The sequence below is a fragment of the Williamsia sp. genome, from assembly GCF_036566845.1.
Taxonomy (GTDB): Bacteria; Actinomycetota; Actinomycetes; order Mycobacteriales; family Mycobacteriaceae; genus Williamsia.
Map to the genome: position 1 here is coordinate 1 of NZ_DATCVM010000273.1, position 10,723 is coordinate 10,723.

The following is a 10,723-nucleotide window of genomic DNA, read 5'->3' on the forward strand; positions in this document are numbered from 1 at the left end:
CAACCATTTTCGTCTACGCGGGCCTGTCGATGGGCACACTCATCACCGCTCTGTTCCTCCAAGAGGTCGCGGGATTCTCGGCCCTGATGGCCGGCCTGGCGACACTTCCTGTCCCCCTGTTGTCATTTGTCATCGCCCGGCCGGTCGGCGGACTCTCCGCGACATACGGACCGCAACTGTTCATGGCCGCCGGACCGATCATCGCCGGCTCCGGGTACCTGCTCATGCTCACTGCCGACTCCGACTCCGACTTCGAGTTCTGGTGGCAGATGTTTCCCGGTCTCATCCTCTTCGGCATCGGACTCTCGGTCACTGTCACCCCACTGACATCGGCGATCCTCGCGGCGGTGGAACGCGACCAGAGCGGCATCGGATCCGCCATCAACAACGCCGTCTCCCGGATTGCCGGGCTGGTCGCGATCGCCTGCACCGGCATCATCGTCGGAGGCACCATGGACCTCACCGGCTTTCACCGCGCGACCCTCGTCACTGCGGCACTTTTCATCGTCGGCGGAGTCGTCTCCGCGCTGGGCATCGTCAACCACCACCCACGCATCGACGCGGAAGCCGTTGCAGCAGCAGCCAATTGCTGCGACCGCGCTGGTGCACCGCCGAGCGTGACGACCAGATCCGGGCCGGTATGACTGCCGGGTGAACCCCGATCACGGGCGCACGGGCCCATGTCATCGCACATGGAAACATGTTTCCCCGATGGTGATGCGCGGCAGCGAGATCCGTGGCCGGCTCCACATCGACGCCGAGGGTGTCGCTACCAAACGGCAACTGCAGACCTGTGGATCGCACGCGGTGTGGAACAGGCTCGGCCGTCGGCATGATCTCGCACGCGATGATCACGGATCAGACTTTCGGCCGGTCCCCTGACGGCGCTCCATCCCTACGCTGAGGGGGTGAGCAATCCACTGCGGTCCCTGCTGGAGGAACCCCGGCCCTCGGTCCCACCGGTTCGGGTCTGGCGGGACTGGGCGCTGCTGGCGTTCGTGACGGTCTCCGGGGTGCTGGAGGGTGTCCTGCGTGAGGACATGCCGCTTCCGTGGCTGTCGGTGGTGTTGACGGTGGGACTGGCGCCGCTGCTGCTGTGGCGACGTACCCACCCGCTCGCAGTGGTCGCGACCGCCTTCGGTGTGATCGCTGTCGTCGACATCGGCCTGATCGCAGCCGACGCACCGGCACTCGACGTGTACACGATGCTCTACGTCCTGCTGCTGCCCTACGCACTCTTCCGGTGGGGTACGGGGCGAGAGGCGGCGGCGGGGCTGGCGATCATTCTGGTCGCGGCCACCATAGGGTTCATCGTCGGCTGGACCGGAGTCGGCGAGGCAATCGGCGGGATCGCTGTCCTGATAGCCACGTTTGCCCTGGGTTGGGCCGTGCGTTCGGGACGCGACGCCCGGGAAAGGGGGCTGGAGCAGGTGAAGTCGGAGGAGCGGGTCCTGTTGGCGCGCGAGTTGCACGACACGGTGGCCCACCACGTCTCTGCCATCGCCATCCAGGCGCAGGCAGGGCGCGCTCTCGCGGCGACCAGCCCGTCGTCGCCGCTCGAGGCGTTGGAGGTGATCGAGGAGGAGGCATCGCGCACGCTCGCGGAGATGCGGACGATGGTCCGCGTGCTACGCAATGAGGCGCCGGCCGAGTACGCTCCGCAGCCCGGTGTGGTCGACCTCGAGCGGCTTTCCGGGGGCTCGCCGACCGGTCCCCGGGTGGAGGTGACGGTGTCGGGAGACCTGGCCCCACTCCCGCGGGCGATCGACGCCACCGTGTTCCGGATAGCCCAGGAGGCGGTCACGAACGCGCTGCGGCACGCCCGGAACGCCACCCTGGTCGACGTGCGCGTCGCAGGGGATCAGTCAACCGTGCGCCTCACCGTCCGCGACGACGGTGACGCGGGTCCGGGGGACCTCGACCCGGACGCAGGCTTCGGTCTCACCGGGATGGTCGAGCGCGCACTGCTCCTGGGCGGCACGTGCAGTGCGGGCCCGTGCCCCAGAGGTGGCTGGGCCGTCATCGCGACGCTCCCGCTGCGGGTGCCGGCATGAGTATCCGGGTCCTGGTCGCCGACGACCAGGATCTCGTGCGGACCGGGCTGCGGCTGATCCTGGGAACGTTGGACGGCATAGAGGTCGTGGGGGAGGCGCGCGACGGGCAGGAGGCGGTGCGACTGGCCCGAGAGCTCCGTCCCGATGTGTGCCTGATGGACATCCGGATGCCTGTCCTCGACGGCGTCGAGGCGACCCGTCTGCTGGCCGGGCCGGGGGTCGAGGACCCGGTCGCGGTCGTCGTGATCACCACCTTCGACCTCGACGAGTACGTGCACGGCGCGCTGCTGGCCGGCGCCACCGGCTTCCTGCTGAAGGACGCCGGACCCGAGTTGCTAGGCGAAGCCATCCGGGCGGCCTCCCGAGGTGACTCGCTCATCTCGCCAAGCATCACCCGCCGGCTGCTGTCGACGTTCGCGCGCACGGGTCGGGCGGCACCTCCCGCCCAGCCCATCGACCCGCTCACCGAACGCGAGGAGCAGGTGCTGCTCACCATCGCGCGCGGTCGCACCAACGCAGAAATCGCTGCCGAGCTGCACATCAGCCTCAGCACGGTGAAGACCCACATCGGCAGCCTCATGGCCAAGCTCGGCGCCCGCAACCGGGTGGAGGTCGCGATGTGGGGTTACGAGACCGGCCGGGTCCGGGAGTAGAGGGTCGGCAAGCAGACCGGAGGCGGTCGTCGTGTGTGTGCCTACTTGACCTCGGAGCGGCGCAGGAACAGCACCCCGACGATGAGGGGAATGACGATCCAGATCATCGTGGTCGAGCCGAGCATCGCCCACTTCTCACCGGTGTTCGTGGCGCCCTCGAAGAGCACCACCTGCGTTTCGTTCCAGTCGATCCACGGCTGCAGGGTCTCGAACCACGATCGCACCTGGGCCAGGAGGACGAGGATGCCCGGCATGACCAGTGAGACGACGAAGTAGCCCACGATCGCGGCCGCGGAGTTGCGCAGCACGACACCGAGGGTGAAGCCGATGGTCATGCCGACCAGGTTGCCGAGCACCATCTGGGGCGCCATGGACAACGACACGTCCCACACGGTGTCGGCGCCGGCGAGTGCGGAACCGGCCAGGTTGCCGACGGCGCCCACCGCGAGGGCGACGGCCGTGGAGCCGAGGCCCACGACAAGGATCGCGATCGCCTTGGCGCCGATCACGCGTCCGCGGCCCGGCACCAGCGTGAACGTCGTGAGCCCACTGCGCTGGCTCCACTCACTCGTGACGGCCAGGATCGCGATCATCGGCAAGATCACCGACATCGGGAACCCGATCGCCCTCGCGAAGTTCTCGTACGTGACGTCGCTGTCGGGAGCGAAGATGACGACCGCCCCGGTCGCGACGACCGACAGGACGCCGATGCTGATGAGCATCCAGAATCCCGAGCGGGTGTCGAGCATCTTGCGCAGCTCGACCTTGACGAGCCGTGTGGTCGGGATGGGACGGACGACCCGGCGGGCCGGGTCGGTGGTGTCCGGGGAGATGGTCGTGGCGGTCATGCCGCAACTCCTTCGCGTTGGGTGTCGGCAGTGAGCGACAGGAACATGTCTTCGAGCCCGGCGCCCTCGGCGGAGCGGAGCTCGGTGAGCGCGATGCCGGCAGTCAGGGCCACGGCTCCCACACGAGCGGGATCGGCATCCGTGCGGACCGAGCCGTCCCCGGCGAGCGTGCTGGGGATCCCGGCCTGCTCGAGCGCGTGGACGAGGTCGCGTGGTGACGTCGACCTGGCGAGCGTCCCGGCCGCGGCGAGGAGTTCCTCCTTGGTACCGGCCGAGACGATCTTGCCGTTGCCGATCACGACCAGGTCATCGGCGATGACCTCGATCTCGCGAAGCAGGTGCGAGGACAACAGCACCGTGCCGCCCTGGCCGGCGAAGCCTGTCAGCAGGTCGCGCATCCACCGGATCCCTGCGGGGTCGAGCCCGTTGGCGGGCTCGTCGAGGATCAGGACCTTGGGATCACCGAGGAGAGCAGTGGCGATTCCGAGCCGCTGGCGCATGCCGAGGGAGTAGTTGCGCACCCGGCGCTTGGCCTCGGTGGGTGTCAGACTCACCAGCTCGATCATCTCGTCGACCCGGGTGCGGGGCAGACCCATGGTGTCGGCGGCGACCACGAGTATCTCGCGGCCCGTGCGGCCGGCGTGCTGGGCCGAGGCGTCGAGGAGGACGCCCACCTCGAGGCCGGGGTTGGGGAGATCCGCGAACCGCTCTCCGTTGATGGTGACCGAGCCGGATGTCGGGATGGTCAGACCGACCATCACGCGCATCGTGGTGGACTTGCCGGCGCCGTTCGGACCGAGGAAACCTGTCACGCGGCCGGGCCGGGCGGTGAAGGAGACGTTGTCGACGGCGGTGAAGCCGCCATACTTCCGGGTCAGGGACTCAACTGTGATCATGGGTCAACCCTCGCCGCATCGCGTCGTGCGCGTATCGGTTCGATGGCCAGTCTTGTCCTGACCGAAAGTACGAGGCCGGGGCCGTGTCTCGGGTCGACTCGAGCAGCAACCCCTCGGCATCTCCTTCGCATTCACCGATGAGTTCCCGCAGCCTCGGAGGTCTCCACCCACGTCAACCACATCGATTGTGCGGGAGCGAATAGTGACACAGCTGCTTCGGGTCCAGAACTTCAACATCTCGAGCGACGGAATCGGGGCGGGGGTTGATCAGAGCCTCGAGAGTCCGTTCGGCCTCGACCCTCAGGGACTGTTCGCCTGGGCCGGCGCCACGGCCAGTTGGCCGATGCGCACCGATCCCGGGGGCAGCCGGGGGCTCGACGACTACCTCACCCGCGACTATGCCCGCAACATCGGCGCGGAGATCATGGGCCGCAACAAGTTTGGCCCGCAACGCGGATCTTGGGAGAACCTCGAATGGGAGGGCTGGTGGGGCGACGAGCCTCCGTTTCGCACGCCGGTGTTCGTGATCACCCATCACCACCGCCCCTCCATCACCCTGTCGGACACCACGTTCCACTTCGTCGACGGCGACCCGGCATCGATCCTCGAGCAGGCACGGGCGGCCGCCGACGGCAAGGATGTGCGCCTCGGCGGTGGAGTCACCACCATCCGTGAATTCCTCGACGCCGACCTCATCGACACGATGCACGTGGCGGTCTCACCGGTGAAGCTCGGATCCGGGCTGAAACTCTGGGAGTCACCCGAGGAGTTGCTGGACCGGTTCCATCTCGACGTGGTGCCCAGTCCCAGCGGCGTCACCCACCACCTGTTCTGGCGGAAGTAGAGCCCGATCGAGTTGTCGGCGGAAAGGTTTCGACACCGCCGCAGATCGGTACTCTCATGTCGTCCGGTCCGCGTTTGGAGGAAGGGAAGCACATGAGTGCCGCATCGAAAGCCATGTACAAGCCACTGTCGATCGCAACAGGTGTACTGGGTGGACTGGTTGCTTCCGCTGCCTTCGGGCAGGTGTGGAAACGGTTGGGAAATGACAAGGAGGTCCCGGATCCGAAGGACCTCAAGAAGAGCACCACCGAGGTACTGGCCGCCGCAGCTCTGCAGGGTTTGATCTTCGGCCTCGTCCGGGCAGCGATCGACCGCGTCGGCGCGCGTGGCTATAAGGCCGTGACACATGAGAATCCGACCTGAGCCGTCCCTGGACGGGCTTGATCGTCGTCACGTGAACGGTTCGAGCGCGAAGCGTCCCCACGCCAGAAAGGCGAACAGCGACAAGAAGAACACGTCCCCGATCAAGTACATCCACTCACTGCGACGGAACCTGGTCGTCGCTGCGCCGGCCATGAAGAGCATCAACCCGGATGCCGCGAGCGGGACCAGCGCCGGCGCGATGTCGCCCACGGCAGGCAGCACCAGACCCACCGCCCCCGTCATCTTGATGATTCCGATGGCCTTGATGTGGCCGGCACCGAAATCGTCGACCCAGTGCTGACTCGCACCGAGCGACCGATACTTCTCCTTGGGCATCAGGACCTGCGCGGCACCACCGACCAGGAACGCGACTGACAGCACACCGGCGATGATCCACAGAGTGGTGTTCACAAATACTCCTTCATCGTGTTACCTCTGCCCTTGAGGGCTCGTCATACCCATGACGGATACCGGCGGCAGAAGGTAACGACCATGACCCCGACCGCTTTCGAGGGGCGTCCCTATATGTACGTATTCCGGTACACTAGACGTACTGGAATACGTACAGGAGACAACATGGAAGCGATCAACACCACCACCGCCCGAAACAAGCTTTTCGGACTGGTCGAACAGGTCAACAACGACCACAGCAGCGTCGAGATCGTCGGCAAGACCGGCAACGCCGTGCTCATGTCCAAGCAGGACTACGACGCCATGATGGAGACCCAGTACCTCCTATCGTCCCCCGAGAATGCAGCCAGGTTGCTCCGGAGCCTGGATGCCACCCGGCGAGGCGAGTACACCGTCCACGACATCTCCACGTTCGACGAATGAACGTTGCCTTCACCGATGACGGCTGGGCAGACTTCACCCACTGGGCCGTGAAAGACCGCGCCAGGCTGAAGCGGATTCTCGCGCTGATCAAAGACATGCAACGAGATCCGCACACCGGCATCGGCAAACCCGAGCGACTCAAACACGTCTCCGGGACGGTCTACTCCCGCAGGATCGACCAGGAACACCGGTTGGTGTACGTCGTCCTCGACGACGGAACCCTCGTCATTCAGCAAGCCCGCTACCGCTACTGACAGCACACCGGCGATGATCCACAGAGTGGTGTTCACAAATACTCCTTCATCGTGTTACCTCTGCCCTTGAGGGCTCGTCATACCCATGACGGATACCGGCGACAGAAGGTGACGACCATGACCCCCGACGTTGATCTGGCCGGCGCGTTCGAGAACGAGCGGGAACGTCTGCTGGCGGTCGCGTACCGGATGCTCGCCTCGCGCGCGGACGCCGAGGATGCCGTGCAGGAGGCGTGGCTACGTCTGGCGCGTCAGGATCCCGACTCGCTGGCAAATCTGTCGGGGTGGCTCACGACCGTGGTGGGCCGGGTCTGCATCGACATGTTGCGCTCACGCAAGACCCGGCCCGGTCCGCTGTACGACGATGGCTTCCTGGACCTGGTCGTGACCGAAGACGACGACACACCCGAGGACAACGCGGTACTCGCGGAATCCGTCGGACTGGCTCTGCTGGTGGTCCTCGGGTCACTGCGGCCCGATGAACGCTTGGCTTTTGTCCTGCATGACATGTTCGGGGTGCCGTTCGCGGACATCGGCGAGATCATCGGCAAATCGGCAAACGCCACCAAAATGCTCGCCAGCCGCGCCCGTCACAAGGTCAAGGGCACACCTGCGCCGGCCGCCGGTCGCCGTCGGCAGCGCGAAGTGGTCGACGCGTTCCTCGCAGCCGCGCGGGACGGGGATTTCGAGAGTCTCCTGCAGGTCCTCGATCCCCAGATCACCTGGCACACCTACACACCGCGCGGTGTCACCGTGAAGGTGGGCGCCACCGAGGTGGCCGACGCGATCAGGAACGGGGCACGCGCGGCCACGGTTGCACGCCGTGTCCTGGTCAACGGAGACCCGGGAATCCTGTTGTGGGGTCCGAACGGCAAGCCCGTCTCCGTCATGGCGTGCACCGTGGTCGACGGCCGGGTGGCCGAGGTCGTGGCCGTGCTCGACCCCGCCCGTCTTCGAGCTATGGATCTCCCCGAACCAGGCGTCACCGACTAACTGGTCAGCGTTGCTGCCCCTGCTCCGGTCAACGCACCGGCCGGCAACACCCGACCCGACACCGCCAGGAGCAGATCGATCGCCCGCCCGCGAACCTCGTCACCGGAATCGGCGCCGTGCTCGAACTCCGCGTCGACCGCGATCAGACGCAGACCCGCGATCCGCTCCCGCCCACCACCGAATCCGGCCGCGGTCTTGGCCTGGTAGCGCAGCGCGGCGACAACGAAGTCGACCGGATACTGCGAGGTGATGTCCAGCGGACGGCGGATGTCCTCGCCGTGGACAAAAGCTTCGACCAGCCTCGTCGCCGGATCGGCGGGCGGCGTATCGGTCGACCCGGCAACGGCACGCAATGCCTCGAGTGTGTCGCGGGGGTCCTCACACTTTCGCCTCGCGATCCCGGTGGCGTTGTCCCGGTCGAAGTCGAAGCGAGCCCGGATCATCCGCCGCGCGAAACCGAATCGTGTTGTTGTCGCGGAATCCACGAGGTGCGCCAGCACATCGTGGACATCCCACCCCGGACAGAGCGAGGGCGTCGTCCACGCGTCGACGGGGAGGTCATTCAGATCGGCGACGAGCCGCTCTCGCTCGGTGTGCACAACCGGCCACACATCCGCAAAACCATGTTTCATGCCCACTCAGACCTCGGCAGGCACGGAAACTCATCGCGGTGAAGGCCACAGTGACCGCTCTCATTTCAGGGAGCCTGCCGCCACCAGGCGAACACATACAACGCCATCGCCGTGACCAGGCCGGCCACCACCCAGAGCACCACCGTGTAGTCGACCCAGGACCCGAATGGCGGTGCACCGGGGAAGATGTTGCGGAGCGGAAGCACGGCGAACAACATCACGGCGAACCAGGTGACCATCGGGGGCTGGAATGCCTTGCGGCGACGCACAGTCTGGATCGCAACGAAGAGTGTGCAGACGGGAAGCACCACCAACATCACGCAGAGCGCCAGATCGAAGATCACCGATCCGGCGGACCGGGATGCCTCGATGGACACCGCCTGCCCGTCCCCTGTTTTGTCATCGCCCGCGTCGATGTCCCAGCCGGTGAGCGAATCGGTGACCGCGACCTCGGTCTCGAGTGGGATCTGTACATCGTCGACCTCACTGAACCCGCGGATCGAAACCGACTCTGTCGAATAGTGATCGAACGGCCACGTACGGATGTCGCCGTAGGTGTAGAGCGACACCGGCCGGACTCCGGGTCTGGTGCCGGCGGCGAACTCGAGTTGCTGGTCGGCGATCATCGGCGCCACATCGATGAACAGGTCTTCCTCGAGGGTCCCATCCGCGTTCAGGAGATTGCTACCGGGATACACCGATACGTGGCCGCCCAGCGAATACTCCGATCCCTCAACGGTATCCACATCCAGATACACCAGGACCCCATCGGCCGACGGACTGCGGTCATCGGGATGATCATCAGAACCACTGAGGGCGTACAGAACCAGAACCGCGATGTAGACCACCAGAAGTCCCGCCACGATGGCCAGGGTCGTCAGCAACGTCGACCGTCGTACCGCGCGTGCCATCTGTTCGCCTCCACCTACCGGCTCCGTCGCATCGGACCGATCTCGACTCCGGCCGGACAACCAGGTCCGGTCGGAGTCGAGTCTGTCAGCAGTTCTATGAGGCCACCAGTCGATTCGGCAGATCACCGATCTGGTCCTCCACCTGTGCAAGCTGACCGAAGTCGAGCTTGACCAGCTGATCGGCGAGATCGAAGTAACGATCGTCGTGGGTGATTACCACAACGGTCTTGCCGGCCTCTCTGAGGTCGTTCAGGATGCGACGGTAGAAGAACTCCCGGAACTGCGGTTCCTGATCGGCGGCCCACTCGTCGAAGACGTAGATCGGGCGATCCTCCAGCAGGGCCGTCACCAGTGTCAGCCGCTTGCGTTGTCCCTGTGACAGATTGATGGTCGACAACTTGCCATCCTGCACACTCACCTTGTGCGCGATCTGCAACTGATGCAGGTAGCCCCGAACCTCGTCGTCGATGCCCGGCCGGTCGAAACCGAGGTAGTCCTCGAACAGGTGGAAGTCGGTGAAGACCGCCGACGCGTTCTGCCGGTACCACTCGACATTGCTGTGATCGATCGGTTCGCCGTTGAGCACCACCTGCCCGTGGTGCGGTGCGTACAAGCCCGTGATCAGTTTGGCCAGAGTCGATTTGCCACTTCCGTTGCCACCGACGACAAAGGTCACCTGACCGGGCTCGAGCGTCAGATCGATCGGTCCGAGGTGGAAGCCCGAACCCTCACCTGGGCCACCTGGAGGAGGTCCTGGAGGGCGTCCGCCCGGCTTCTGCGGGCCGGACGGTGGGGGCGGCGGCGGACCGGTGAGCTGTTCACCCTGATAGGCGTATCCGAGACCGCGCAATTCGATGTGGGCGTGCGAGACCGCCGGCCGTTCGACGTACGGCAGATTCGATTCGTCGTGTGCCGAGTCCAGTGACAGGTTCATCTCCTGGATCTTCGCCAGCGCCACATCGCCGCGGAGGATGTCCGGGATCAGGTGCATCATGTTCTGCATCGGCATCGACAAGAAGGTCGTGATCAGGACATAGCCGATCATGTCGTCACGCGGAATCTTCAGCAGCACAGCCAGTCCGAACAGGATGAATGCCATGGTTCCCAGTTGGCACAGCTGCCCGAAGCCCTGCGCCATCGAGAACCTGGTGCCGGCCGAGACGTTCTTGCCACGCAGGTCTTCGGCGGTCCCGAGCAGATGCCGGTCCATGAAGTCGCGACGGCGGCCCCGGTGCAGCTTGAGTTCTTTGATGCCGAAGGTGACCGACTGGAACGAGCGGAGCAGGTCGTCTTCTCGCTCACGGGCGTGGTGGTAGATGGACCGCACCCGTCGCAGAACCGTTTCCACACACAGGATTGCGGCGAGCGTCGACCCCACGGTGATCGCAAAGATCGGGCCTGACACCATCGCGAGGTACGCCAGGCAGCCGACGATCGTCGCG

14 protein-coding genes are annotated in these 10,723 nt (G+C 65.6%); 8 read left to right on the forward strand and 6 right to left on the reverse strand.

Features of this window, described 5'->3' with window-relative positions:
- From VIQ49_RS26880 to VIQ49_RS26895, 3 genes are all read left to right on the forward strand, one after another.
- Positions 1 to 644, forward strand: a 644-nt coding sequence (locus VIQ49_RS26880) for an MFS transporter (protein WP_331889885.1), incomplete at its 5' end; no start/stop codon positions are given.
- A 264-nt stretch (positions 645 to 908) separates the two neighbouring features.
- On the forward strand, positions 909 to 2,054 hold the full coding sequence (locus VIQ49_RS26890) for a sensor histidine kinase (protein ID WP_331889887.1): 1,146 nt from the start codon (positions 909 to 911) through the stop codon (positions 2,052 to 2,054).
- The gene (locus VIQ49_RS26895) at positions 2,051 to 2,707 is read left to right on the forward strand and encodes a response regulator transcription factor (RefSeq protein ID WP_331889889.1); all 657 of its coding nucleotides are present in this window, start codon (positions 2,051 to 2,053) and stop codon (positions 2,705 to 2,707) included. The genes VIQ49_RS26890 and VIQ49_RS26895 overlap by 4 nt, the downstream gene beginning before the upstream one ends.
- A 41-nt stretch (positions 2,708 to 2,748) precedes the next feature.
- Here the strand turns inward: VIQ49_RS26895 and VIQ49_RS26900 are convergent, their stop codons facing one another.
- The gene (locus tag VIQ49_RS26900) at positions 2,749 to 3,555 is read right to left on the reverse strand and encodes an ABC transporter permease (protein ID WP_331889891.1); all 807 of its coding nucleotides are present in this window, start codon (positions 3,553 to 3,555) and stop codon (positions 2,749 to 2,751) included.
- Positions 3,552 to 4,451 (reverse strand): ABC transporter ATP-binding protein, encoded by a 900-nt coding sequence (locus tag VIQ49_RS26905; RefSeq protein ID WP_331889893.1) that lies wholly within the window; start codon positions 4,449 to 4,451, stop codon positions 3,552 to 3,554. Before VIQ49_RS26905 ends, VIQ49_RS26900 begins: the two co-directional genes overlap by 4 nt.
- Before the next feature lie 202 nt (positions 4,452 to 4,653).
- Here VIQ49_RS26905 and VIQ49_RS26910 point away from each other — a divergent pair, with 202 nt between their 5' ends.
- Both VIQ49_RS26910 and VIQ49_RS26915 read left to right on the forward strand, forming a co-directional pair.
- Positions 4,654 to 5,295, forward strand: a complete 642-nt coding sequence (locus VIQ49_RS26910) for a dihydrofolate reductase family protein (RefSeq protein ID WP_331889895.1) — start codon at positions 4,654 to 4,656, stop codon at positions 5,293 to 5,295.
- Positions 5,296 to 5,387: 92 nt separating this feature from the next.
- Positions 5,388 to 5,657 carry a DUF4235 domain-containing protein gene (locus VIQ49_RS26915; RefSeq protein ID WP_331889897.1) on the forward strand — a complete coding sequence of 90 codons (270 nt, stop codon included), beginning with the start codon at positions 5,388 to 5,390 and terminating at the stop codon, positions 5,655 to 5,657.
- A 27-nt stretch (positions 5,658 to 5,684) separates the two neighbouring features.
- Here the strand turns inward: VIQ49_RS26915 and VIQ49_RS26920 are convergent, their stop codons facing one another.
- Positions 5,685 to 6,068, reverse strand: a complete 384-nt coding sequence (locus VIQ49_RS26920) for a DoxX family protein (RefSeq protein WP_331889899.1) — start codon at positions 6,066 to 6,068, stop codon at positions 5,685 to 5,687.
- A 165-nt stretch (positions 6,069 to 6,233) separates the two neighbouring features.
- Between VIQ49_RS26920 and VIQ49_RS26925 the strand changes: the two genes are divergently transcribed.
- The 3 genes from VIQ49_RS26925 to VIQ49_RS26935 all read left to right on the forward strand — a co-directional run bounded on the left by VIQ49_RS26925 (position 6,234) and on the right by VIQ49_RS26935 (position 7,738).
- Positions 6,234 to 6,491, forward strand: coding sequence for a type II toxin-antitoxin system Phd/YefM family antitoxin (locus VIQ49_RS26925; protein WP_331889901.1), 258 nt, complete (start codon positions 6,234 to 6,236; stop codon positions 6,489 to 6,491).
- Positions 6,488 to 6,745 carry a Txe/YoeB family addiction module toxin gene (locus VIQ49_RS26930; RefSeq protein WP_331889903.1) on the forward strand — a complete coding sequence of 86 codons (258 nt, stop codon included), beginning with the start codon at positions 6,488 to 6,490 and terminating at the stop codon, positions 6,743 to 6,745. Before VIQ49_RS26925 ends, VIQ49_RS26930 begins: the two co-directional genes overlap by 4 nt.
- A 117-nt stretch (positions 6,746 to 6,862) precedes the next feature.
- Positions 6,863 to 7,738: a sigma-70 family RNA polymerase sigma factor gene (locus VIQ49_RS26935; protein ID WP_331889905.1), complete on the forward strand. Its 876-nt coding sequence runs from the start codon at positions 6,863 to 6,865 to the stop codon at positions 7,736 to 7,738.
- On the opposite strand, the gene VIQ49_RS26940 is transcribed toward VIQ49_RS26935, so the two are convergent.
- The 3 genes from VIQ49_RS26940 to VIQ49_RS26950 all read right to left on the reverse strand — a co-directional run.
- Positions 7,735 to 8,370 (reverse strand): maleylpyruvate isomerase family mycothiol-dependent enzyme, encoded by a 636-nt coding sequence (locus tag VIQ49_RS26940; protein ID WP_331889907.1) that lies wholly within the window; start codon positions 8,368 to 8,370, stop codon positions 7,735 to 7,737. The two genes, VIQ49_RS26935 and VIQ49_RS26940, sit on opposite strands and share 4 nt — an antisense overlap.
- 65 nt (positions 8,371 to 8,435) lie before the next feature.
- Complete coding sequence (locus VIQ49_RS26945; RefSeq protein ID WP_331889909.1) at positions 8,436 to 9,281, reverse strand: DUF4436 family protein; 846 nt, start codon at positions 9,279 to 9,281, stop codon at positions 8,436 to 8,438.
- 94 nt (positions 9,282 to 9,375) lie between these two features.
- Positions 9,376 to 10,723, reverse strand: a 1,348-nt coding sequence (locus VIQ49_RS26950; protein ID WP_331889911.1) for an ATP-binding cassette domain-containing protein, incomplete at its 5' end; no start/stop codon positions are given.

Coding starts and splice junctions, on each gene's coding strand:
- VIQ49_RS26895 (WP_331889889.1), top strand. CDS start 2,051: ATGAGTATCCGGGTCCTGGTCGCCGACGACCAGGATCTCGTGCGGACC.
- VIQ49_RS26900 (WP_331889891.1), bottom strand. CDS start 3,555: ATGACCGCCACGACCATCTCCCCGGACACCACCGACCCGGCCCGCCGG.
- VIQ49_RS26905 (WP_331889893.1), bottom strand. CDS start 4,451: ATGATCACAGTTGAGTCCCTGACCCGGAAGTATGGCGGCTTCACCGCC.
- VIQ49_RS26915 (WP_331889897.1), top strand. CDS start 5,388: ATGAGTGCCGCATCGAAAGCCATGTACAAGCCACTGTCGATCGCAACA.
- VIQ49_RS26925 (WP_331889901.1), top strand. CDS start 6,234: ATGGAAGCGATCAACACCACCACCGCCCGAAACAAGCTTTTCGGACTG.
- VIQ49_RS26930 (WP_331889903.1), top strand. CDS start 6,488: ATGAACGTTGCCTTCACCGATGACGGCTGGGCAGACTTCACCCACTGG.
- VIQ49_RS26935 (WP_331889905.1), top strand. CDS start 6,863: ATGACCCCCGACGTTGATCTGGCCGGCGCGTTCGAGAACGAGCGGGAA.
- VIQ49_RS26940 (WP_331889907.1), bottom strand. CDS start 8,370: ATGAAACATGGTTTTGCGGATGTGTGGCCGGTTGTGCACACCGAGCGA.
- VIQ49_RS26945 (WP_331889909.1), bottom strand. CDS start 9,281: ATGGCACGCGCGGTACGACGGTCGACGTTGCTGACGACCCTGGCCATC.